Source organism: Magnetococcales bacterium, from assembly GCA_015232395.1.
Lineage (GTDB): Bacteria > Pseudomonadota > Magnetococcia > Magnetococcales > JADFZT01 > JADFZT01.
The window spans coordinates 1-22,855 of sequence record JADFZT010000024.1; the positions used below are offsets into that span (position 1 = coordinate 1).

19 protein-coding genes are annotated in these 22,855 nt (G+C 57.0%); 6 read left to right on the plus strand and 13 right to left on the minus strand.

From position 1 onward, the window contains the following. Positions 1-297: 297 nt before the first annotated feature. The 4 genes from HQL52_08825 to hpnC form a co-directional block, all read right to left on the minus strand. The gene (locus HQL52_08825) at positions 298-1,233 is read right to left on the minus strand and encodes an outer membrane protein assembly factor BamD (GenBank protein ID MBF0369543.1); all 936 of its coding nucleotides are present in this window, start codon (positions 1,231-1,233) and stop codon (positions 298-300) included. A gap of 105 nt (positions 1,234-1,338) precedes the next feature. After that, positions 1,339-2,745, minus strand: a complete 1,407-nt coding sequence (locus HQL52_08830) for an FAD-dependent oxidoreductase (GenBank protein MBF0369544.1) — start codon at positions 2,743-2,745, stop codon at positions 1,339-1,341. Continuing rightward, positions 2,729-3,646: a presqualene diphosphate synthase HpnD gene (hpnD, locus tag HQL52_08835; protein MBF0369545.1), complete on the minus strand. Its 918-nt coding sequence runs from the start codon at positions 3,644-3,646 to the stop codon at positions 2,729-2,731. The genes HQL52_08830 and hpnD overlap by 17 nt, the downstream gene beginning before the upstream one ends. Continuing rightward, positions 3,643-4,542: a squalene synthase HpnC gene (gene hpnC, locus HQL52_08840; GenBank protein MBF0369546.1), complete on the minus strand. Its 900-nt coding sequence runs from the start codon at positions 4,540-4,542 to the stop codon at positions 3,643-3,645. The genes hpnD and hpnC overlap by 4 nt, the downstream gene beginning before the upstream one ends. 109 nt (positions 4,543-4,651) lie before the next feature. Here hpnC and HQL52_08845 point away from each other — a divergent pair, with 109 nt between their 5' ends. The 5 genes from HQL52_08845 to HQL52_08865 all read left to right on the plus strand — a co-directional run bounded on the left by HQL52_08845 (position 4,652) and on the right by HQL52_08865 (position 10,905). Beyond that, the gene (locus HQL52_08845; GenBank protein ID MBF0369547.1) at positions 4,652-4,903 is read left to right on the plus strand and encodes a hypothetical protein; all 252 of its coding nucleotides are present in this window, start codon (positions 4,652-4,654) and stop codon (positions 4,901-4,903) included. A gap of 237 nt (positions 4,904-5,140) precedes the next feature. After that, positions 5,141-6,142: a sigma 54-interacting transcriptional regulator gene (locus tag HQL52_08850; protein MBF0369548.1), complete on the plus strand. Its 1,002-nt coding sequence runs from the start codon at positions 5,141-5,143 to the stop codon at positions 6,140-6,142. 1 nt (position 6,143) lies between these two features. Continuing rightward, the gene (locus HQL52_08855; protein ID MBF0369549.1) at positions 6,144-9,059 is read left to right on the plus strand and encodes a tetratricopeptide repeat protein; all 2,916 of its coding nucleotides are present in this window, start codon (positions 6,144-6,146) and stop codon (positions 9,057-9,059) included. Positions 9,060-9,065: 6 nt separating this feature from the next. Continuing rightward, positions 9,066-10,433: a sigma-54-dependent Fis family transcriptional regulator gene (locus HQL52_08860; protein ID MBF0369550.1), complete on the plus strand. Its 1,368-nt coding sequence runs from the start codon at positions 9,066-9,068 to the stop codon at positions 10,431-10,433. Beyond that, a complete protein-coding gene (locus HQL52_08865) occupies positions 10,420-10,905 on the plus strand; it encodes a hypothetical protein (protein ID MBF0369551.1) in 486 nt (161 codons plus the stop codon). The genes HQL52_08860 and HQL52_08865 overlap by 14 nt, the downstream gene beginning before the upstream one ends. 393 nt (positions 10,906-11,298) lie before the next feature. Here HQL52_08865 and rfbA read toward each other — a convergent pair whose 3' ends face one another. From rfbA to HQL52_08880, 3 genes are all read right to left on the minus strand, one after another. Continuing rightward, positions 11,299-12,180, minus strand: a complete 882-nt coding sequence (rfbA, locus tag HQL52_08870) for a glucose-1-phosphate thymidylyltransferase RfbA (GenBank protein MBF0369552.1) — start codon at positions 12,178-12,180, stop codon at positions 11,299-11,301. Between the two features lie 54 nt (positions 12,181-12,234). Beyond that, positions 12,235-13,311, minus strand: a complete 1,077-nt coding sequence (rfbB, locus tag HQL52_08875) for a dTDP-glucose 4,6-dehydratase (protein ID MBF0369553.1) — start codon at positions 13,309-13,311, stop codon at positions 12,235-12,237. 198 nt (positions 13,312-13,509) lie between these two features. Further along, positions 13,510-16,242 carry a S8 family serine peptidase gene (locus HQL52_08880; protein ID MBF0369554.1) on the minus strand — a complete coding sequence of 911 codons (2,733 nt, stop codon included), beginning with the start codon at positions 16,240-16,242 and terminating at the stop codon, positions 13,510-13,512. Between the two features lie 679 nt (positions 16,243-16,921). Here HQL52_08880 and HQL52_08885 point away from each other — a divergent pair. Continuing rightward, positions 16,922-18,616, plus strand: a complete 1,695-nt coding sequence (locus tag HQL52_08885; GenBank protein ID MBF0369555.1) for a tetratricopeptide repeat protein — start codon at positions 16,922-16,924, stop codon at positions 18,614-18,616. Between the two features lie 268 nt (positions 18,617-18,884). Here the strand turns inward: HQL52_08885 and HQL52_08890 are convergent, their stop codons facing one another. The 6 genes from HQL52_08890 to HQL52_08915 form a co-directional block, all read right to left on the minus strand. Then, on the minus strand, positions 18,885-19,436 hold the full coding sequence (locus tag HQL52_08890) for a Crp/Fnr family transcriptional regulator (protein ID MBF0369556.1): 552 nt from the start codon (positions 19,434-19,436) through the stop codon (positions 18,885-18,887). 375 nt (positions 19,437-19,811) lie between these two features. Continuing rightward, on the minus strand, positions 19,812-20,165 hold the full coding sequence (locus HQL52_08895; GenBank protein MBF0369557.1) for a DUF5615 family PIN-like protein: 354 nt from the start codon (positions 20,163-20,165) through the stop codon (positions 19,812-19,814). Next, on the minus strand, positions 20,162-20,401 hold the full coding sequence (locus HQL52_08900) for a DUF433 domain-containing protein (GenBank protein MBF0369558.1): 240 nt from the start codon (positions 20,399-20,401) through the stop codon (positions 20,162-20,164). The genes HQL52_08895 and HQL52_08900 overlap by 4 nt, the downstream gene beginning before the upstream one ends. Positions 20,402-20,459: 58 nt before the next feature. Next, positions 20,460-21,716 carry a serine hydroxymethyltransferase gene (locus HQL52_08905; GenBank protein ID MBF0369559.1) on the minus strand — a complete coding sequence of 419 codons (1,257 nt, stop codon included), beginning with the start codon at positions 21,714-21,716 and terminating at the stop codon, positions 20,460-20,462. A 6-nt stretch (positions 21,717-21,722) separates the two neighbouring features. Beyond that, on the minus strand, positions 21,723-22,157 hold the full coding sequence (rpiB, locus tag HQL52_08910) for a ribose 5-phosphate isomerase B (GenBank protein MBF0369560.1): 435 nt from the start codon (positions 22,155-22,157) through the stop codon (positions 21,723-21,725). An 84-nt stretch (positions 22,158-22,241) separates the two neighbouring features. Beyond that, on the minus strand, positions 22,242-22,808 hold the full coding sequence (locus tag HQL52_08915; GenBank protein ID MBF0369561.1) for a DUF2062 domain-containing protein: 567 nt from the start codon (positions 22,806-22,808) through the stop codon (positions 22,242-22,244). Positions 22,809-22,855: the final 47 nt, after the last annotated feature.

A 22,855-nucleotide genomic window follows, 5' to 3' on the forward strand; every position in this document is an offset into this window, starting at 1 on the left:
ACGGCGATTTCTCCCAATTCACTATGCGAACCAATATCCTGCACCAGCCACACACGCCCAACTGCCGGATTTAGGTTAATGGCAGCCTGCCTGAACCTGACTGAACCAGGCATCCTTGATCATTTACAAGGGTTTCCTGATTTATTGGGGATGAAGCTGCCAGGGGCTGCAAGGGAGAGATGGTCAGCAGCCCCTCAGGCCAAAAGGGCGGGGAGCTATCAAAAAACCTGAAATCATCCTGAACATCGAAGCCCCCCCTCCCGAAATCGATCTTCAGGAGAGGGGGGCAAACTGGAATCAGGATCCGGGTATCATGCCGCTTGGTGGGCCGGGGGTGATGCCTTGGAAGAACTGCTTGAAGAGTGAACCCTCCTGCACCTCCCGGCGCAGAGCGCGTAGCTGGGATTTGGAGATCAGCTCTCCCCCCTGCATCATGCCTATGGCCCACTTATAGAACATGCCGTTGGGAAAGTTGTGTCCCAGCACCACCGCATAGTTGCGGGCTTCTTCCTTAAGCCCCAGCTTGAAGGAGCCCAACGCCAGGCTGAAGAGCGCCTCCTCCACAAAGGGGGTGCCGTTATATTCGTCATCATCCACCACCCCGGAAAAACGCTTGATGGCGGCGATATATTCCGACCGGTCCAAATAATACCGCCCCACCACCATCTCCTGCTCCGCCAGACGAAAGCGGCAGAGCACCAACATCCGATTGGCTTCCCAGGCATAGTCGCTGTCCGGAAAACGGGTGATCAGCTCCTTGAAGGCGACAATCGCCTCCCGGGTGCGGCCTTGATCCCGATGGGCGGTGGAAATTTGCTGATAAAAGGCCAGCCCACGCATATAATAGGCATAGGTGACGTGGCGATTGCGGGGATGCAGGCGAATATATCGCCGGGTCGCAGCCAGGGCCTCTTCATACTCCCCCAGCTGATAGTTGGCATAGATGAGATTGAGCTGGGCGCGGGTGGCCCAGGGGGAAAAGGGATGTTTGCGATCCAACTCCTCAAAGCGCGCCACAGCGGTTTTGTATTTATCCGCTTTGATCGCCTCCACCCCCTGCTGATAGAGCACTTCCGGTGGATCGGTGGACTCCTCCCGATTTTCCTGGGTGCCGCTGCATCCGGTAAAAACCAGCAGAAGGCCGATCACCAAAAAGTGCTGGATCACCTTCAGCCCTGACCAATCAGACGGATTCACCGATGGGGTGCGCCGGGCGGCCGAATCAAGAATCATGGGCTAAAAACCTCTTTATAAAGGGATTTTCCTGCTCTTGGGCCACGGCCACATTCCGGGCTTTGGGGGGATACCCCGAGTCCATTGCCGAGCTTTCAGGGAAACTTACACAATTTTAGCGCCGGTGGCCAATGCGTTGAAGGTTTTTTTAGCCGCCAGGGTGGCGCTCGCCACACTCCCCTCCAGGGTGGCGGGCAATCCCGTATCGGTCCAATCTCCAGCGATCCATAGATTTTTCCAGGGGGTAACAATCCCTGGTCGCAGTGGGGTGGTGCCGGGTCTGGCGGCAAAGGTGGCCCGATGCTCTTTGATCACCCGAAGTTTTTGGGCTGGAACCCCTGCCAGTTCCGGCAACACCTGGGCGATCTCCCCCTGAACCATCCGGGAGAGCCTGGCCGATGACCAGCGGGCCTCCTCATAAGCGCCACTCATGACAACGCTCACCCCCTGGCTCATCGATGCCCCGTCCACACCACTTCCCGAAAAGAGCCATTGGCTCTGCATGAAGGGTAGCCCCACCAGAGGAGCAGGCAAGGAAACGGGCTCGGGATAGCGCAGGTGGAGGGAGACGATGGGGGCGGTTTGCAACCCCTGCCAACCGGAGTGGGCAGCCCATTGGGGAAGCAAGCGACTGAGGGCATGAGGGGGGAGCGTGCTGATGATGGGTACACTTCCCCGGGTGGCAATCACCCCCCGTTGGGTCAAAACCTGATCGATCCCCTGCCCCTCACTGACCACCCCTTTGACCCGGCAGCGGTTGATCACATGCCCCCCTCGTTGGGAAATAAAGCGAACAGCCGGATCAATCAATATCTCCGACAGGGGGGCGGTAGGGATCAGGGTTTGGGCATGGTGGCGGCTGCCGTAAAAAAGATCTTTCAAAACCCGGGCAAAAAGAGCGGCATTGGCTGTTTCGGGGGGCTCGTTGAGGGTGGCCAGGCAGAGAGGATACCAGAGCCAGTGGTTGAGGGTTTCGCTGGTTTGGCCGTGGCGACTGAGCCACTGGCTGACGGAAATCGCCTCCCAGCGGTTTGGATCACCCCACAAAGCTGGCCCGATTCTGAGTGCAGCCAAGAGATCCCTCTTGGGCAAGGGGCCAAAGCGGGTGAGACCGGCAAACAGATGAATCGGAGCGGGCAGGTTGGGGCAGCTCAGTTGATGAAATCCCTGCTCCCGGGTCCAATAGCTCACCGACACCCCCTCTGAGCGGTGCAGCTTTGCGCGGGTGCCGAGCTTATCCAGATAGGCCAGGGTGTGGTGATAGGCCCCGACAAGCAGATGGGGGCCGTTATCCAGGGTTTCGCCAAAGGTGGGATCATAAAAAGAGCGTGCCCGCCCCCCGGATGTTGGGGCCGCCTCCAGGATTAATGGCTTCCTCCCCGCCTCCACCAGAGCCACCCCAGCCGCCAGCCCTGCGACCCCCGCGCCCAAAATCAGAACATCGAACGCGGGAAAATGTTGGCTGGAACGGGCCTTCTCAGCTGGAAGAATTCTTTCAGCCGAGGGGGGCATGGAGACGTTTTTTTTCGCTACGCCAGATGCGCCAGGCGATCCACAGCCGGGCTGGAATCGTCAACGTGACCGGGGTGGTGAAGGGGTTGAAACCGCTCTTTTCCAGTTTGGTAAGGTAGGTCCGGTAGATACCGCTCATCACCAGCGCCGGGAGAAGATGGTTGCGTTTGGAAAAGAGGGGGATCATTCGTTCGGCCTGTTCATAATGGCTTGCGGCCACCTGCCCTACAGAGGCCATGGCTGAGCCCAGCGCCGGACTCCAGGCGCGGTTGAGGATTTGCTCGTCGCTCACCCCGTGTTGGGCCAAAATTTCCCGGGGCAGATAGATCCGCCCAAGCTCGGCATCCTCGGCAACATCCCGCAGGATATTGGTGAGCTGAAAGGCGGTCCCCAAATGATAGGCCAGTCGGTCTTGCTGTTCCGGAGAAGGGGATTGGCTCTGCTCTTCCCAGGTAAAGATCCGCATGGCCACCACCCCCACGGCCACGGCGACTTTTTGACAGTAGGCGATGAGTTCATCCAGGCTCTCATAGCGCGTTTTTTCCAGATCCATCGCCATGCCCTCAAGAATAATGAAAAAGGGCTCCCGGGGGAGGCGAAAGAGGCTGCTGATTCGGGCCACTTCCTGGGTGACCGGATGGTGGGACTCCCCGTCAAAAGCAGAGGTTAATTCCTTCTGCCACCAGGAGAGGCGCTCCCGGGCGTGGGTTTCGTCGTGGCCGCTATCCACCACATCGTCCACCTCCCGACAGTAGGCGTAGAGGGCATACATGGCCTGGCGCCGGGCCTTGGGCAAAAACAGCATGGGATAAAAAAAAGAGGTGTTGGCCTGTCGGGTTCGGTCCAAACAATAGCGTGGCGGGGGGATACCCGAAGGGATGGGAAGCGGTGAGGCTGTCATGACCAGGTCCGGGTCAAGGCGTGTCGAAAACAGCCCAGCCGATCCCAGTTGGAGAGGCTGGGGCGGGAACGCAGGGTGTTGCCCCCCAACTCTTCGATCTGCTCCAACAGGGCCATGCCCGATTCCCAGATCACCCCCAGCTCCAGATTGAGAGGCCACTTCACCGCCGTAAGAAGGGGCTCACCCTCCTCAAACAGCGCCCGGGTTTCCGCCACCAGATGGAGCATCAACCCCCCCAGCATCGGTGAAAAACGTCGGGATTTGATCATCTCCGCCGTCACTTCATAGCGATCCATCTCCTCCTTGGGGAGATAGAGGGGGCGACCGCTCCAGGCATCCTGCCCCAAATCCTGCCAATGGTTGGCCAGTTGCAGGGCGGTGCAGATAGCATCGGACCAAAGCTGTCGCTCCACGGATTGGCTGTGGGGCAGGTAGGGTTCCACATCCGCCAGATGGAGCATCATCCGCCCCACGGGGTTGGCGGAATAACGGCAATAGTCCAAAAGCTCCCGGGTGGTGTCGTAGGTTTTGATGGTGACATCCATGCGGAAGGCGGTCAAAAGATCGAAGAGCGGTGTGGGGGGGAGTCCGGTGGCTTCGAAGGTGTAGGTCAAGGCGTTGAAAATAGGGTGGTTTGGCTCCCCCGAGGCGGCTTTTTGCAGACGCCGGGACCAGTCGTCCAAAAGCTGCAATCGCACCTGATCGCTACGTCCGGGAAGGTCGGCAAAATCATCAGCGGTTCGGGCAAAGGCATAGATGGCGTAGAGATGGGGTCGAATGCGACTGGGAGCCAGCAGGGAGCCCACCGGAAAATTTTCCGAATGGTTGTGAACGATCGTTCGGCAATAGTTGAAGTCCTGCTTCAGCTTGCCTGGAATGTGATTGAAAATAGACATAACGGCTTTAAGTATAGCGCGCTTTTCCACCGTAAAGAACAGTCCTCGCCCCCATTGGGGATAATTCCTGATTAAAACATGCAGTGACAAGGAGATTCAAGGTTGTGGCATGAAAAGTGCATTAGCTGGTGAAGCGCAGCAAGCAGCTCTTTCAAAATCTTTCCTGATGGGGACAAATCCCGACAATAACAGGAAAAAAAGAGCCGAAAATGGCGCTGGAGCTGAGGACACCTTCCAGGTGCCAGCCAAAAAACTGTCAAAAATGTCATGGGCGTGTAAAGCAGACTGTTTTCCTGTGATGAAGGGGCCGAAAGCGGTTTTTTTTGGTTTGCTCAAGCAGGCTATCGGTTTTTTGGCTTGAATTTGTATTGCATTGATAAGCATCATGTTTTAACCAAGCAAGCAGGCACATTCCAGGGGCACCGGCCACCTCCTCCAGGGGGATTCGGGATCTTTTTTCCGATTTCAGTTCGGTTGCTCTTGTCGTGAAAAGGCAATTGTCGTACTTTTGCGTTAGATTTTTGACACATCGGGATCTACCAGGGTGTCTGTTTTGACGTTGGCAACCACCAACCAAAAAGAATGAGTATCCGGGAAAATGCGTGAAATAATTGGCGAATCAGCATGCATGAAACAGCTTTTCAAGCTGGTCGAAAGGGTGGCCGCCGCCAACTCCACGGTGCTCGTCCTGGGTGAAAGCGGAACCGGCAAGGAGCTCATTGCCCGGGCCATTCACACCAATTCACCCCGTCATGACAACGCGTTGATCCCCGTCAACTGCGGGGCCATCCCTGAAGACCTGCTGGAATCAGAACTCTTCGGCCATGTGCGGGGAGCCTTTACCGGGGCTGCCAACACCCGAATGGGCCGCTTTGAGCTGGCCAACGGCGGCATTTTGTTCCTCGACGAAATTGGCGACATGAGCGCCAAACTCCAGGTCAAAATGCTGCGGGTGCTCCAGGAAAAAGTCGTGGAGCCGGTGGGCAGCACCAAATCGGTCAAGGTGGATGTACGGGTGATCGCCGCCACCCATAAAAATCTGGAAAAAGAGGTCTTGGAGGAGCGTTTTCGGGAAGATCTTTTTTATCGCCTGAACGTCGTTCCCCTCCATGTGCCGCCACTGCGGGAGAGGGGCAACGATATCCTTCTTCTGGTGGATCATTTTCTGGGAAAATATGCCAAAATCCAAGGACGCTCCCCAGTAAAGGTGGGTTCGGAGATCCAAAACATTTTCATCAACTATCGCTGGCCGGGTAACGTCCGGGAGCTGGAAAACCTGATGGAGCGTCTGACCATCCTGGCCGATGACGAGGTGCTTCCGGATGATCTTCCCGTCAAAATGCTGGATGGGGCGACCAACATCCAATCCAAAAATGCCGCCATCCCTGCCACCGATTTTTTGGTCAAACGCCCCTCTGGAGAGTCCATCGATTTTAATCGCGAAGTGGCCTCCTTCGAAAATCAGCTGATCCTTTCAGCCCTCAACTCCACCGGCTGGAACAAAAACAAAGCCGCTCGCCTGCTCAATCTGAATCGCACCACGCTGGTGGAAAAAATCAAGAAAAAAGGTCTGGAACCCATGGAACGGGTGGAGGGGTAACGTGTTTTGTCGCCTAGGCAAGCCTCTGATCGGTTTAGTCATCGCCCTGATCATCCTGATCATCCCGGGTCAGGCTCAGGCGTTTTTTTCCTCCCTCCAGTATGAAACCGAAAATCAGGGCAAACGGGAAATTTTTACTTTCAATGTGCCCTCCGGCGCGGTGAAACCCGAAGTTTTCCTGCTGGACCCCACCACCCTTCAAGTGGATATCCGGGGCATTCTCTCTCTGCCTCTGGGGGATTTCGATCCCGAACAGAGCCGCTGGGTGGATCGAATCCTCATAGAGGAGATGTCCGGGGAGCATATGGGCGTCCATATGAGCATCCACCTGAAGGAGCCCTTCCTCGATTTTCGGGGCAGTCTGGGCCAGGCGGCGGCAGATAAAGGAGCCCCGTTCCGTCTTGAAATAGAACCCGCCCCCAAACCCCAAGCGGCAGGCCCGGCCCGGTTGATGGAAGGACTGGTGCTGCCTGGCCGACACGGAACACTGCTGATCATCTCCCACACCGGCAGCGGTTTTGTCGAAGAATCCATGGATGCCGGCCCCAAGGTGGTCCGTCTCAGCTGGCAGGGCACCAGCCTGGATAGTCGCTGGCGGGATGTGATTCCAGCTGGATTGGTGGAGGGCATTTCGGTCTATGAATTTTCCCCCGGCCAGGTGGAGATGGAAGTAAAAATGCATCCATCCACCGAAGCGGTGCGGTTTTTCCGCAGCTCCGAGGCAGGCACCTTCATCATGGAGCTTTCAGAAGTGGCTGCCCGGGATCAATATGCCCCCACCCGCAGCGCCGAAGCCCGGGAGATCATCCGCCTGCGTAAATCCGCTGCCGAAAAGGGCCATCCCCGCCCTCTGAATCGCCTCACACCGATTTTCATCAACGGCTCCGAACCCCTGGAAAAAAATGGCCAGGAGGTGGATGAGTCCTATTATATGGACAACGCTCGCCAAGCCGTGCGAGATCACCGCTACCCCAAGGCCAAAGCCTATCTGGACATGCTGCTGAAGCTTTTCCCCGATACGGTCAACCGGGAGATTGTCGATTTTTACCAGCTCGATATTTCGGCATTAATGGATTGGAAACCGGGTTGGCGGCTGGCGGAGCTGGAGACCACTCTGGCCCGCTATCCCAACCATTTCAACTATCCCCGCTATCGCCTGATGCAACTGGGACTTTATAACGATTCCAGCCTCTTTGAAAACGCAGCTGGGCTGATGTGTGATGCCAACCTGCCCCGAAACGAACCGGCTGTCTGGCTGGAGCGGGGTCGAACTGCCATGGGGCTCACACGCATGACCCATACCGGGCGCGCTCAGTTGGATAAAGCTCCCTGTCTGTCACCTTTCCTGCCAGCCCCTTCGGATACCTGGATTAACTATCAGGATGCGGTGGTGGATGCAGCGCGCAGCTATCTGCAAAAGGCCCAGGAGTTGGACTCCCTCAACGGCCCCGTCGGTGCTCAAGCGCGGTTTTTATTGGCTCGCCTGCAAAAAGAGCGGGGGGATCCCAAAGGGGCCATCGCCATTCTGGAAGAGACCTCCAGCCAGCACATGTCGCGGATTTCCGAGCGGCCTGATCAACTGATGGAGATCGCCGATCTCTATTACGACCAGGAGCGCTACAATGAAGCCCTGGAATATTATGCCCGCTTCCTCAACTATTATCCCCATCTTGAGAGCCTGGCCCCCCGGGCCATCCTCCGGGTAGCCAACGCGCGCACCCATCAGGGGGAGGTAGAGGCGGCCCTGCTGCTCTACGATAAGCTGGAAATCGAATATCCCGACTCTGAAAGCGCTAGTTGGGGACGAATCCGTCGCTTGCAGATGGAGCCCCAGCTCAAGGCATTTTGTGAAACCAAAGGGCCTTACTACCGAAAAGTGGGTCAGACCGAGTTTATTGACAAATTTTGCAAAAACACCCGTGGTGTGGAAGAGCTTCTGGCGGCACTCGAAAAGATCATTGCCAAAACCAGCATCCCCTCCGCTCTGGCCGAGGCCTACCTGACCAAGGGGGCGCTTCTGGGGGAGGCGGACCGACATCTGGAGGCGATCAACGCCCTCAATCAGCTTTTGACCCTGACCTCCCGGCAAGAACCGGTCGCCCGCACCGGCAAGCTCAAACAAAAATATCTGGTCGCCGGTATGGCTGACGCCCTTCAAAACAACCGACCCGAGGCAGCGATACACCTGGCCGAAGCCCATGGGGAGGATTGGCGCAATCATCCCGACTATGTAGAGGCCAAAACCCAACTGGCCGAAGGACTGCAGCGCCTGGGGCTCTATGAGCACTCCCTCCCCCTGCTGAAAGGCTCGAACCAACCGGGAGCGCGAGAACTCACCCGCTTCGGCGAGGCCGCCCAAAAGGGCATTCACCTGGGGATATCCCGGGATGCCGACGGACGGGTACACGCCACCCCGGAGAGCGCCCGGGTACGGCTGGATGAAGGGCGCCGCCTGGTTCAGCAAAAAGATTGGGAAGGCATTTTGATTTTGCTGGAAGATCTGCCGGATGAACTGCTCAATGACGCTGGCAAGGCCGAACGCCTGCGCCTCCTCGCCCGGGCCCAGGCGGAACGGGGACGTTTTCCCCAGGCAGTACAATCCTTTGAGGAGCTGCTCTATCAGCGACCGATGGGTGAAGGGATGGATCATTTCGAGTATGCTGACGTCCTGCAAATGTGGAAAGGGGATGCCAAGGCGTTGCCGATCTACCGGAAAGTGGCAACAGAAGCGGAGAATAAGGAACTTCAGGCATTGGCGCGGGTGCGAATCGGAGATATCCTGCAAAGATCAGGGGATCTGAAAGAAGCCCGGGATCAATACCGCCAGGTGGCCGAATCGGAGCCCGAAAAACTATTGGGGCAGGTCTCCGGTGAAAATGCCGCGCAACTTGACATGAACATGGGAATGGCCAACTAACGCGTCATGAAAGAGCGTAAGGAAATTCTTCTAATCGGCAGCAACAACCCCGCCTTGTCGGACCTCTCCCGACAAATTTTCAAGGCAGGGGCTGAGGCTGTCATGGTCGCGGACATGGCTCAGGCCAAGGCACGCCTTTCCAGCCAAATGGCCTCCCTGGTGGTGCTGTTGATCGACGGCATCCCTGATCCCCTGGACCCCATCCGGGAGTTCAACTTTTTATTTCAAGGATTACCCATCCTCCTGGCCACCGAAAAGGGTGCTGTGGGGGAAGCCCAGCAAACGATTGCGGCGGGTGCTGCGGATTATCTGATGCTGCCGGTGGAAGATGCCGTGGTGGTCACCCTCCTCAGGCGGCATGCCTCCAGCCCCTTTGATCCGGAGTTGGGCCGGGGTCGTCATCTCATCACCGCCGATCCTTCCATGCTGAGACTCCTCAACAAAACCCGCCGGGTGGCCCGCTCCAAGGCCAATGTCCTGGTGCAGGGGGAGAGCGGCACGGGCAAAGAATTGATCGCCCGTTTTGTCCATCAGGTTTCTGATCGTGCAGCGGGTCCGTTCATCGCCATCAACTGCGCCGCTCTTCCGGAAAATCTCCTGGAGTCAGAACTCTTTGGCCATGCCAAGGGGGCTTTTACCGGGGCCTTGGCTGATCGCAAAGGTAAATTTCAGCAGGCCAACGGCGGCACGATTTTTCTCGATGAAATTTCCGAGATGTCCCTGAACCTCCAATCCAAGCTCCTGCGGGTACTTCAAGAAAAAGAGGTCGATCCGGTAGGAGGACGGGGAGCGATCTCCCTGGATGTCCGCGTGGTCGCCTCCACCAACCGCGAACTGAAGGATTGGGTCGCTGAGGGTCACTTCAGGGAAGATCTTTTTTATCGTCTGAACGTCTTTCCGGTCATGCTGCCCCCCTTGCGGCAGCGCACCAAGGATGTAGTGCTGCTGGCCAACCATTTTCGCAAGCGTTTTATCCAGGATCTGGATCGCAACGATATCACCTTTGCTCCGGACACCATCGCCATTCTCAACAGCTATACCTGGCCCGGCAACGTCCGGGAGCTGGAAAATGCCATCCATCGAGCACTGCTCATGGCAGAAGGGGATCAGATTGGCGCTGACGATCTGATGCTGGAATATGACGGTGGAGAAGCGGTGAGCGCTGGTGGCGGCATGGGAGAAACAGCACCAGCCGCTGAAACGGAGGAGGACCGGATTCACCTCCCCGTGGGCACCACCGTCCGGGAGATGGAAGAAATTTTAATCCGCCGCACGCTGGATGAGGTCAACGGCAACCGCACCCGAGCTGCCGAACTTTTGGGGATCTCCATCCGTACGCTACGCAATAAATTGAACGAATATGCCGGACGCTAACCTCGTCACCTCCCGGGTTCATGCTCCCAGCCTGAGGTTTTTGGCTGCCCTGCTACTCACCACGACACTTTTGATCAGCGGCTGCACCCAACCCGAAACAGAGGTGGATCCGATGGTTTTTGCCGGAGATGGCACCATCGACACCCTCAACCGCTATCTGCGTCCGAGCCATTATTGGTATGGCAAGGTGGCCCAGATGTCGGAACGGGTCAACGCCGACCGGGAGGCTTTCAAAGCCAAAAATGCCGTCTACCTGACCCTGCTTCGGGAGCGCCGGGAGCAAGTACGGGTGGCGGTGGAAAAAGCCCGCAACGAGGGGGGAGATGCTCGAAAAGCCCGCAAAGAGGTGATCACCTTCTATCGGGATCAGCTGGAAAAATTGCGCGCAGCCAGCCGCAAGGAGTCCAAAGCCCTGCGCAAGAGCAAGGTGTGGCTGAATCAGGCCATGCGTTCCCTGGAGGAAGTGCTGTAGTTCAACACCCACAATAACGCCCCCCGATTGGGTCGTTCCCACCAAATCAGCCCACCCTGTCTACCGATACCTTGGCATTTTTTTATAGCCATTCCAATTCAAAAAGGCACCTACGCTTTGCCCTGACATGCCATTTCCGGGGGGAATACGCGTAGGATGTGGTGAGCCGCGCGAACCGCATCAATCAAGACGGATATGCCATCTTTACAAAAAAAATCAAGACCTTGGGGCTGCGCCCCAAACCCCCTGGAGTTGGTAAGGCAAAGTCAAAAGATAAGATCAAAAGACAAACCGTGGGCTCTGCCCACACCCGGAAGGGAGATAATCCCCCTTCACCCCTAATCGTAAAATCAAAGGCAAGGTCAACCGGGGACAAATCCGGAAAGCCCTCCATCACTTTTTGGACAAGGCATCCACAATGCGCATCAGGTAGCGACCATAATCGCTCTCATGGATGGGCTTGGCCAACGCAGCCAAATCTTCCAGTGTGATATAGCCCTTGTTGAAGGCGATCTCTTCAGGACAGGCAATTTTAAAGAGCTGGCGTTTTTCCACTGAACGGATAAATTCCGAAGCTTCGATCAACGATTCCGGGGTACCCGCATCCATCCAAGCCCACCCCCGCCCCAAAATTTCCACATACAGCTCTCCCCGATCCAGGTAGCGACGGTTGAGATCGGTGATTTCCAACTCTCCCCGGGTAGAAGGCTTCACCTCTTCAACAAAATCCACCACCCGATGATCATAAAAATAGATCCCCGGCACCGCCAGATTGGAGCGGGGAGCGGTGGGTTTTTCCGCCAGGGAGCAGGCCACCCCTTTTTCATCCACCTCCACCACCCCATAGCGCTCGGGACGCTCCACCACATAGCCCAATATCGCAGCGCCCGACCGGCTTTTTTGGGTACAGCGTTGCAGCATCTCCTGCATGCCGTTGCCAAAGAGCAAATTATCCCCCAACACCAAGGCACACGGCCCCCCGGCGATAAACTCCCGGGCGATCAAAAAGGCCTGGGAGATGCCATCCGGAGAGGGTTGCTCGGCATAGCGCAGATCCAACCCCCACTGGCTGCCATCCCCCAATAGACGCCGATAGAGTTCCTGATGCTCCGGGGTGGTGATGAGCATGATTTCCCGAATCCCGGCCAGCATCAGGATCGACAGGGAGTAGTAGATCATGGGCTTGTCGTAGATGGGGAGCAGATGTTTGCTGATACCGATGGTCATGGGATGAAGCCGAGAGCCCCGCCCACCTGCCAATAGAATGCCTTTCATGATCCACTCATCTCCTGCGGGGAAGGACTGACGACTGCATCTACCCTCCAGATTTTATGGATGACTCTCCCTGCCCAACCCCAAACGCTGCCCACGATAGCGCCGACCAAGAATCTCCCGCCACCAGGCTTCACGCTCCAGATACCAAACCACGGTCTCTTCCAGGCCCGTCTCGAAAGCGTGTTGGGGCTGCCAGCCGAGTTCATTTTGCAATTTATCGCTGGCCACCGCATAGCGCCGGTCATGGCCCGGGCGATCCGCCACAAAGGAAATGAGATCTTCATGGGGCCGATGGGGAGAGTCAGGGCGCAGCTGATCGAGAATCCGACACACCCGGGTGACCACCTCCAAATTGGTTTTTTCCCCAAAGCCCCCCACAAGCCAGCTCTCCCCCACCCGCCCCCGTTGCAGGATGGTCAAGAGCGCCCGGGCGTGATCATCCACATGAAGCCAATCCCGCACCTGCCCGCCATCCCCATAAACCGGCAAGAGTTGGCCATCCACCGCCCGGGAGATGATGAGGGGGATCAGTTTTTCCGGAAACTGGAAGGGGCCGTAGTTGTTGGAGCAGTTGGAGATGAGAATCGGCAGCCCGTAGGTGTGATGCCAGGCCCGCACCAGGTGGTCGGCGCTGGCCTTGCTGGCGGAATAGGGGGAGCGGGGATCATATGGGCTGGTCTCACTGAAGCGCCCTTCAGCGCCCAGGGAGCCAAACACCTCATCGGTGGAAACGTGTAAAAATCGAAACCGCTTTTGCTCACTCTCCCCAAGCCCCCGCCAATAACCGAGGCAGGCTTCCAGGAGATGACCGGTACCGACGATATTGGTTTCAATGAAGGCCGGGGGGTTGTCGATGGAGCGGTCCACATGGCTCTCAGCAGCCAGATGGATCACCCCATCCGGCTGAAACCCCCGAACCACCCGGGCGACCCCTTCCCCATCCCGAATATCGGTTTTTTCAAACGCGTAGCGGCCATCCCCCACCACCCCATCAAGCCCCCCCGGAACCGCCGCATAGGTCAAAACGTCCAGGTTGAGCACCTGGTGGGGTGTGGTGGCGATCAGCTGTCGAATCAGGGCAGAGCCGATAAATCCGCTACCGCCGGTGACGAGAATCCGCAAAGGGGTCATCTGCCGGGCATCTCAGAAGCCTTTAATGTGGTGGGAATCGATACCGAATCAGGGCCAAACCGACAAAACCACGACAGCTGGTGATGCAACGCCCCGGATGGGTCACCAGCCTTGCATCTTCGAAGCCATGATGGTGGATTCCCTCCCGCCGCCGGAGAGAATGGAAGCACATCCGCCCCTCTCAAGCATCAGGCCCCATCAGGAGCTGCTGCAATATTGGCCAAAGCGCTCCACATCCGCCCCATCAAAAGTGCCGTCCTCGTTGAGATCACAGGCAAACGCCCCCTCTCCCCCTTGGCAAATATCCTTGAAAAGCAGGGCATCAAACCAATCCCAGCGACGATCACCATTCAGGTCACACTCGGCTTGGGGCAGTTCCCCATCCAGAGCGGCGGCATCCAGGGTCAGGTCGATCTCAAAAAAACCCAGATCCCCTTCGGTTTCGGCATCCGACCCCACACTTACCCGCCCAAACCAATAGCGGTTTTCGGGGGTGGGGATGGTCCACTCCAAGAGCAGATCAAAGGGCTCACCCCGCACAGGGCTCCCCACCTGGCTGCTCACAGTGAGATTTTCAGCATCACTCCCCGATACCCGGGCAATGATCAACTCACCGCTATCCGGCGTGTTCCCGCTGGTATCGGTAGCAGCCCAGTTGTGGACCACCACTTGATAAAAACCGGGATCGGGATTTTCAATCTCGCAGGCTTCCTCCGAGGTGGGAGAGGTGGAGGAGCAGACCAGGGCACGACTGGAAAAATCATAGATATAGAGATCCAGATCCGGGGCACTGCTCTCCCCGATATGCACCAGCAAACGCAGATCCCCCTCCATGACCTGCACGATGGAGAGGAAGGTTCCCGATTCCGCCGAACCATCTCCATCCTGGGGGGAATCCGGTGTGGGATCCTGATACAGCTCCAGCGCCATCAGCTCCCCTTCTGAAAGCCCCTGCACCTGGATGTTCAACGCCGCCACATCGATGCCGGTGTTGATCCCTTCGATCACATAGCGCCCCGTGGCCTGCTCGCTGCCGACAGAGACGCTATCGGGCAGGGAAGAGAAGGCGGGTTTGAGGGCGATGGGCAGATGGGCGGGGGGGACATTGATATCAGGAGAAAAAACCGCCTGGCCAAAGGCCCATTCGTCGGGGGTGGCCTGATCGGTCACGAGGCCAAAAAATTCAATCTCCCGGGTCGTTCCCGGCGCCAGGGTAAAGGTGTGGGGCTCCACCGAGACGATCACCCCCGGGGGGGAATCGATGTTAACGCTCCAGGTCACCGCCCCCTGGGACTCCCCCTTCAAGGTCCGGATCCAGCGGCATTGATCCAGGAAGCAAAAGTCCTGACCCAGGCTCGCCAGGTTCAGGGTGTGGGGCTCTCCTCCCAGGGCTGGATTGGCGGCAAAAAAAGTTTCATCGGTTTCGTCCAGCACAAAGCCGGCCCGCACTGCCTGGGAGACGTCAATCCGCCCGGCACCGATATCAAAAGGGGTCGCCGCCTGGGAATCCTCTTCCCGCAATACCCCGTTGATGGCGGTGGTCATGAGGGCTGAGTGAATCTCCAGGGGGCTCCAGTGGGGACGGAGGGCTTTCAGCAGCAGCATGGCTCCGGCGACGTGGGGGCTTGCCATGGAGGTGCCGGACTGAAAATCCCACGCGATCTCCCCCCCCTCCCCCACAGCTGCGAGAATATCGGTTCCGGGGGCTGAGAGGTCGGGTTTGATCACGCCGGGAGCCAGGGTGGCGGGGCCTCGGGAGCTGGATGTTTTGACGGAATCGAAGTCGTCGCTGCCGGCGTTGATGGTGGTGTTACCGACGGCGGTGAGCCAGGGGGTGTTGGCGGGAGAGCTGATGGTGGTGCTGTCGGAGCCATTATTGCCAGCAGAGACAGCCACGGAGATGCCTGCGGCGATGGCTCGCAAAAAGGGAATCGCCTCGCCGGAGGCATCGCTCCAGGGGTCGGCTTCATTATCCTGACCGATGGAATAGTTGATCACATCCACACCATCGAGAATCGCCTGCTCGATGGCGGCGAGAACAGCATCTTCCGGGCAGTAGGAGCTGTTGCAGACCCGATAGGAGATGATGTTGGCGTGGGGGGCGACCCCGGAGATGCGCCGCGCTTCGCCATCCGGGACTTGAGAGTCGCTCAAGTCCACTTTGTTGCCAGCGGCGATGGAGGCGGTGTGGGAGCCGTGGCCCTGCACATCCAGGGGATCATTGCCATCAATCAAATCATAGGCGCCGATTAATTTACTGTTACAGGGAAAGCCCGGTTCATAATTGGCGTCGTCCCCGTCGCACACCCCATAGTAGCGGCCTTTGGGGTTGGTGTGGGTATAACCGTCGTCACCGGTGGCGAGGAAGGCGGGGTTTTCGGGGTTGATGCCGGAGTCGATGATACCGACCACCATCCCCTCCCCCTGGCTGGAAATCCCCGCCCCCCGGCTCCAAAGATCGGTGGCACGGATCCAGGCGGGGGAAGTGTCCGTATGGAGCTTGCGCAGGGGGGCGGGCCGCACGGAAACGACTCCGGGAATCTTGGCCACCTCCCGGGCTTGGGCGGGATCCATTTTGGCGCTCAGGCCAAAAAAGATCAGGTCATAGGCAAACCGCACCTCCAGGGAGCGCCCCACCTTTTTACCGATCTCCCCCACCACCCGGTTGCGGGTGTTGTTGAGATGCTGGCGATAGGCCCGGACTTTTTGATCCGTAGGATCAATTTTCTTCCCCCGCGCCATCCGGGTTGGGGCCAATCCCGGCAAATCCCCGGCATAGCGATCCAGGGGGGTGCCCTCCAGCACGATGAGATAGTGACCGGAAAGCTTTGACCCCGGCCCACCCCGATCCCAAGCGCCCCCCTTCCCTTCCACCGACCCGGCAGAGAGGCTCACCAACAGCGAGACCATCACGATCAAAACCCGCACCATACCAACCCACCTATCTCCATCACCCCCCGAGCCTATCCAGCCTTCAGGGAGAGCCAACGTTGGTCAGCCACTTCGGGATAAAAATCAAATATTCAATCCCCACCACTTTCCATCCCCCTCACCCTAGCACAGAGGATGACCCCCCTTCATCAGAAACCTGAAAGACACCAAACAAACGGGGAGGCACAAAAGTCGTTTTGGGATTGAAATGTATATGATGGTAATATACAGGCATGATTGATTTTAAAAAGATCAGCGGCTTTGACTGGGATTGTGGCAACGAGCAAAGAAGCGTAGCAATGTAGGGTGGAGACTGCTTTTGTGCCCACCACACCCTTCAGAAAAAACAAAATCTCAAAAATTCAGCATCATACAGCATTCTCAAGCTGGTGGTGGACACATAAGACGTGCCCACCCTACGGAAAATATCCCTGTTCTTTCCCTTTCACCATGCGCTTCACAGGGAGAAGAGCCTGGCATCCAACAAGCCAGAGGAAGGATTCCTGGCGCTCCTTGATTGGGTTCCCGTCTTCCCCCGCTCGGGATCAAATCCCCCCCTTTCCCAAGCCGTTGCCCCCCAACCAGCCCCGAATCAGCAAAAACAGATTGAACCCAGCCAAGCAACACGCTAGGTTGTCCCTCATTCAAAGGGCATTTCATTGGGGTATGGGAGGGTTGTGTGGCGGATTCAGAGACCAAACATCCGGAAGAAGAGAGCACCACCCCCAGTGGGTTTTGGACTTTGGCTGCGGCGCTCACGCCAAAAAAAGAGACCCTCTCCCAAATCAATCTGGGGGCTGTGACCGATAAAGTGGCTCCCCTCAAAGAAGCCCTCTCCCAGATGGAAATGGGGGGCTTGGGGGAAAAAGTACGCGCCAAAACCGCTTCCCTCCCCCGGGCCGGGCTGTGGGCTGGTGTTGTGGTGGTGGCCGGAGTGCTGGTAGCCGGAACCTATGCCCTCTTTTCTTCCCCAGCCACTCCCCCCCCCATGGAAACCACGCTCCAAGCCAAGAACGATGACAAGGCGGGCGCATTAAAGGATAAGGCCCAAGTTGAGCAGGCACTTGATAAAGCCAAAAAGATTGAAAAGGATCCCGGCAGCCGCCAAGCTGGAAAGATAAAAAATCCCGCCGAAAAAACAGATCAGAATAAAAATGTCAGCCAAACAAAACCAGTGGCTGAAAAAATACCCGCCCCCCTCACAGCTGGAACCAAGGTCACCGTCATCACCCTGCCGCCCCCCAGCCCGGGGTATGATCTCCCCGCTGAAAAGATGACCCAGCTGGAAAAAAAGCTGGGAATGACTCGGCAGAGGCTGGAAAAATCTCTGAAACATCTCAAGAAAAGAGGCGTTCCCCAGGATAAGGTGGAAGCCCGGCTGGAAAAAATGGCCCAGCAGTTTCACCACCTGGCGACTGAAATCGACGCTCTAAATGAGGAAGATCACAACGTCACCCGACTCATCAAAAAAGCGCAGCACCTGCTGGAAAGGGGTGAAAAGCTCCAACCCGCCCTGAAAAAATCCCTGGGCTCCACCCTGGGAAAACAGGGGATCACCCAGCCCAACATCGATCAACAGCTGGAAGCCTTTGCCAGCCAACATCAAAACCTCAAAACCACCCTCGCCCGCTTCCAATCCGGTGGCAAGGGGGCCTCCCGACTCATTCAGCAAGCCCGTGCTCTGCTCAAAGAAAACCAGTTCCGCAAAGCCAAAAAGCTGATCCCCGAAGCCCGGCAAACCCAGATCGAAAAAACCATCGCGTTTCATGAAGAGACCGAACACTACAGCCTCCAGGCCGCCGCCCTCGCCGCCGCCAACGGCCAGCTGCAAATCGCCCTGTTCGACACGCTCAAAGCCATTGAATCCTTTCAGGAAGCCATCGACCTCACCCCCAACACCGCCATCAAGGAGATGGTTACCTATCAAGATTTGATGGGAGCGGCCCTGATGCGGTCCGGGCGCTTTGATCTCGCGGAAGCTCACTTTGAAACAGCCGCGCTGATGGACAAAATCGCCCACCCCCCCAAGCCCCTGACCTCCTCCTTCAGCCTGGATAAGCTCGCCCTCTCCCAAACAGATCGCCCCCACCATCAGGAAGCCGAGCTGTTTTTGGAGCTCTCCCTGAAAATCAAAAAGCTGGCCACGGGGGAAAACAGCCTGTTCGTCATGGAGGCTCTGGGCAACCTGGCAGGATTTTTCAACCGAAAAGGCCAGCCCGAAAAAGCCGAGCAGCTCTATCAGCAGGCTCTCACCACCCTGGAAGCCAACTATCCCGACCTGCCCGTCACCCGCAAAATCCGCAACGACTATTCCATTTTTCTATTGGAAGCGGGACGAAAAAAAGAGGCCACAATGGTGTTTGATCGGGAATAGGCTCGCTCAAACAAAAACCCCTCTGGCCAGGGCTCGAACCACCCTCACCAAAGGGGTATAACTGCCGTAAAGGATGGCTGACAACCTTCCCCAAAGCCTCCGACTCCAACCAAAAATCCTCGGGGAACCCATAGGATGCGGTGAGCAACGCGAACCGCATCAATCAAAACTCTCTGGTTCAAACACCTGTGAAAGCTCCCGAACGATGCGGTTCGCGCGGCTCACCGCATCCTACATAAGCGACCCACCCAAGCCTTCCAACCAAGGGCTATCTCAGGGTAGCCCGCCCCCCTGCCCAGGAGTCATTTTCCATCCGCTTGATCGCCAGCGTCAGGTGCTCGGCAAAGCTGGGGAAGCGTTCACACAGATCCCGCAGGTGGTCCCCATCCATCACCAGCAAGTCCCCCTCTTCCATCACCTGAGCCGTCAGGGTGTGGCGGCCATGTCTGGAGACAGTACACACCTCCCCCACACAGCGCCCCTCACTGAACTCCCGGCGATCCTGCCACTCCTCGGAATCATCCCCGTCGGCCAAGTCGCAATAGCCGTAAGCGCCGAAATCCATCCACTCATGCTTGTGCATCTTGTGGCCCACCGCCACCCGCCCCTTGCGGATGATGAAAATGGCATCGTCGTGCTCTCCCTCGTGGAAAAGCACCTGCCCCTCCTTCACATGCATCAGATGGACAAAATCGTTCAGCCTCTGGCACTCCTCCGGGGTCAATTCTGCAAGGTAGGGATTTTTTTCCAACCACTCCCTGCGACGCTCAACCAACGCTTCTGGTCCACTCAGTGGTTCCGCCCTTTTTTCCACTCTCATGATCCGCTCTCCTCCGTCAGCAAAACCAGCCACACACCCACGCAAGGGGTCCTGCTACCCCTCACTCCTCGCGGCTGGGATCCAAATAATATGAGAGGGCCTGTCAGGCCTTTTTTTGATAGATGGGGAAACCCAAATACTTGGACAACGACACCCTGAACAAGTTCCAAAAAATTGAATGGGCATATGAATTGTTTTTTGGGGAAGGCTTGCTGAAAAAACATCCTCATGAGGAGGGTGAATCAGGGGGAAGAAGATAGCATAAGGGAATTGTAGCAAGCTTGCCGGTCAAAGATGACGACTACTAAACGCTTGAGCTACCAGAGCTGTTTAAACGAATGATAATGGCATGATGCTGGACGGCATGACATCAACCTATTCATAGATGCGCAGCCTATGCTCTTCCAAAATCCAAAGCTTTTTTTCTGGAGGATCAGATTCGATAAAGGGCACAATCCGACGGACGGCCTTCAAGACATGGGGCTTATCCTGCTGCTGTAACCGAAGCACGATAATCCCGGCACCTTTGGCAGGGGGATAGATCTTGATATTGGCAAAATCCACATCCAGGGTGACCAGAATACGGGATTCCAGGGCACAAACCGCAAAAATATCTGGATCCCCGGCACCGGCAAGCCCCTGATCCTGAACATCGACCGCATCATGGCCGACGTCCCGAAGCAGGGGGGCAATCTCCCGAGGCAGATTTTCGTCGATTTTGAATTTCATGCCACTCGGCTGTTTTCCAAACCGATCACCCGCTCCCGGGCCAGTTGGGCCGCATAGAAAATGGCTGCCCGGATGGCTTCCGGTTTGAGGGTGGGATAGCTCTCCAAAATCTCCTCAACTGAGAGCCCGGCTGCCAGATTATCCAGCACGACCGATACCGGAATGCGGGTACCCCGGATACAGGTTTGGCCGTGACAAATGTTGGGATCGTTGGAAATATATTGACGCCAGTCCATGGAACCCCCCCTATCGATTCAACAGCAACACGTCTGCCCTTCCGAGACACTCTCCCTCTTAAGGATAGACCGGAAAACGGCTGCACATCTCCCCAACCCGCTCTCTCACACCAGCCTCTACCTCCGGATCCCCCTCTGGATTTTTATCCAGAGCGTTCAACACCTGCACAATCATCTCACCGATAGCGGTAAATTCAGCCACACCAAACCCACGACTGGTGGCGGCGGGGGTGCCCAGGCGAATGCCTGAGGTGATGAAAGGGCTTCTTGGATCATTGGGGATCGCATTTTTGTTGCAGGTCAGGCCCGAGCGCTCCAGAGCCTTTTCCGCTTCCTTGCCGGTGATGTTCAAGCTCGTCAGATCCACCAGCATCAGGTGATTGTCGGTGCCTCCGGAAACAATCCGCAACCCTCCGGCCACCAAGGTTTCGGCCAGGGCGTGGGCGTTGGCACGAACGGCTTGGCAATAGCGGGTAAATTCAGGCGAGAGCGCCTCTTTGAAGGCTACCGCCTTGGCGGCGATCACATGCATCAAAGGCCCCCCCTGGGTACCGGGAAAAATCTTCGAGTTGATCTTTTTCGCCAGATCCTCCCGGTTGGTAAGGATCATCCCCCCCCGGGGGCCTCTCAAGGTTTTGTGGGTGGTGGTGGTGACGATATCCGCATGGGGAAAGGGGTTTGGATGCTCACCGGTCGCAACCAATCCCGCAAAGTGGGCCATATCCACCACCATCGCCGCCCCCACCTCGTCACAGATTTCCCGAAACTTGGGAAAATCGATGATCCGGCTATAGGCGGAAGCGCCCGCCACGATAATTTTGGGCTTGTGCTCCCGGGCCAACGCCGCCACCTGGTCGTAATCGATCCGCTCGGTGGTGGATTCCAATCCATACTGGACTGCCTTGAAGACCTGCCCGGAAAAGCTCACCTTGGAGCCGTGGGTCAGATGTCCCCCATCAGCCAGAGACATCCCCAGGATGGTATCCCCCGGAGCCGCCACAGCCAGATAAGCCGCCATATTCGCCTGGGAGCCCGAATGGGGCTGAACATTGGCGAATTCACAGCCGAAGAGTTCCTTGGCTCGCGCAATCGCCAAATCTTCCGCCTGATCCACATATTCACAGCCGCCATAATAGCGCTTGTGGGGATAGCCTTCGGCATATTTGTTGGTCATGATGGAGCCCTGGGCCTCCAGCACGGCCGGGCTGACAATATTTTCCGAGGCGATCAATTCGATCTGATCCCGCTGCCGCCCCAGTTCAGCCTGGATGGCGTTGTAGATTTCCGGATCTTGGCTTTGCAAAAGGGTGCTCATTCAGGTCTACTCCGCAGGTTCCAGTTTATCGATACGCCGTTGGTGACGGCCCCCGTCAAAGGGTTCGGCCAGCCACACCTTGAGAATTTCTTCCGCTACCGCCGGTCCCGTCACCCGCCCCCCCAACACCAAAACATTGGCGTCGTTGTGCCGTCGGGACATGCGGGCGGTATAGTCGTCATGACAGAGAGCAGCACGGATGCCGGAAAAACGGTTGGCCGCCATGGACATGCCCAGGCCAGTGCCACAGAGCAAAAGCCCCCGCTCCCCTTCCCCATTCAAAAGGGCCTGGCAGAGCTTTTTGGCATAGTCACCATAATCCACCGACTGGGCACCATCCACCCCCAGGTCCACCACCTCGACCCCCTGGCCACGCATCTGCTCCACCAAGGCTGCCTTCAGCTCCCAGGCGCCGTGATCACACGCTACAAGTATTCGCATTTTGGTTGATTTTCCTTGAAAATTCAAATAATCCGGTATTCATGAAGAGGGAAAAGCGCACCAAGCTCAGGTCATGAGCCGCCTTCACGATTTGCTGTTCAGATCCGCCTCACAGGCTTCTGGAGCCTGGGGTTGGGCCTCTTCCTTCTGTTTTTTATCCCGGCGAAAGCGAAAACGCCTACGGGCCTTGCGCATCTTTTCCGAACGCCGATCCCGGGTGGCCTCGATAAACCAATGGGCGATGTAATAGCTGAACACTCCGGCCAGAGGGGCCAGAATGGTGCTACCCAGGGTGATAGGCCAAAAAAGTTCGGAAAGGTTTTCGATGATGGCCGGGTCAAAATGGTCAGAACCGCTCTCCATCCCCATCATCCCTGCGCCCATTTTATAATCAGCCCAGAAAAAAATCGGAAAAGTCAGCGGATTTCCCACTACCGTACCGATCCAGGAAGCCACCTTCGATCCCCCAAAGATCAGGCACAGTGCCGTCGATAACAGCAGGTGAAATCCCAAAAACGGGGTAAAAGAGACCATCACCCCAAATGAGACCCCCAAGGCGATGTCGTGGGAATCGGCAGGTAAACGGTGCAGTCGAATCAGCTGGTAACGAAAAAAATCCTTGGGTTCGCGCTTTTTTTTCGGTTCGGTCAAGGCTCACAACCCCGTCCAAAACAGCTATTTGGTGATCAATTCTGCTC

Bases quoted from the DNA above. Each gene is read 5' to 3' on its own strand.
- HQL52_08865 (MBF0369551.1), top strand. From the start codon at position 10,420: ATGCCGGACGCTAACCTCGTCACCTCCCGGGTTCATGCTCCCAGCCTG.
- HQL52_08825 (MBF0369543.1), bottom strand. From the start codon at position 1,233: ATGATTCTTGATTCGGCCGCCCGGCGCACCCCATCGGTGAATCCGTCT.
- HQL52_08905 (MBF0369559.1), bottom strand. From the start codon at position 21,716: ATGAGCACCCTTTTGCAAAGCCAAGATCCGGAAATCTACAACGCCATC.
- HQL52_08900 (MBF0369558.1), bottom strand. From the start codon at position 20,401: ATGGACTGGCGTCAATATATTTCCAACGATCCCAACATTTGTCACGGC.
- HQL52_08830 (MBF0369544.1), bottom strand. From the start codon at position 2,745: ATGCCCCCCTCGGCTGAAAGAATTCTTCCAGCTGAGAAGGCCCGTTCC.
- rfbB (MBF0369553.1), bottom strand. From the start codon at position 13,311: ATGACCCCTTTGCGGATTCTCGTCACCGGCGGTAGCGGATTTATCGGC.
- HQL52_08890 (MBF0369556.1), bottom strand. From the start codon at position 19,436: ATGAGAGTGGAAAAAAGGGCGGAACCACTGAGTGGACCAGAAGCGTTG.
- HQL52_08895 (MBF0369557.1), bottom strand. From the start codon at position 20,165: ATGAAATTCAAAATCGACGAAAATCTGCCTCGGGAGATTGCCCCCCTG.
- HQL52_08845 (MBF0369547.1), top strand. From the start codon at position 4,652: ATGAAAAGTGCATTAGCTGGTGAAGCGCAGCAAGCAGCTCTTTCAAAA.
- hpnC (MBF0369546.1), bottom strand. From the start codon at position 4,542: ATGTCTATTTTCAATCACATTCCAGGCAAGCTGAAGCAGGACTTCAAC.
- HQL52_08850 (MBF0369548.1), top strand. From the start codon at position 5,141: ATGCGTGAAATAATTGGCGAATCAGCATGCATGAAACAGCTTTTCAAG.
- HQL52_08880 (MBF0369554.1), bottom strand. From the start codon at position 16,242: ATGGTGCGGGTTTTGATCGTGATGGTCTCGCTGTTGGTGAGCCTCTCT.
- HQL52_08860 (MBF0369550.1), top strand. From the start codon at position 9,066: ATGAAAGAGCGTAAGGAAATTCTTCTAATCGGCAGCAACAACCCCGCC.
- hpnD (MBF0369545.1), bottom strand. From the start codon at position 3,646: ATGACAGCCTCACCGCTTCCCATCCCTTCGGGTATCCCCCCGCCACGC.
- rfbA (MBF0369552.1), bottom strand. From the start codon at position 12,180: ATGAAAGGCATTCTATTGGCAGGTGGGCGGGGCTCTCGGCTTCATCCC.
- rpiB (MBF0369560.1), bottom strand. From the start codon at position 22,157: ATGCGAATACTTGTAGCGTGTGATCACGGCGCCTGGGAGCTGAAGGCA.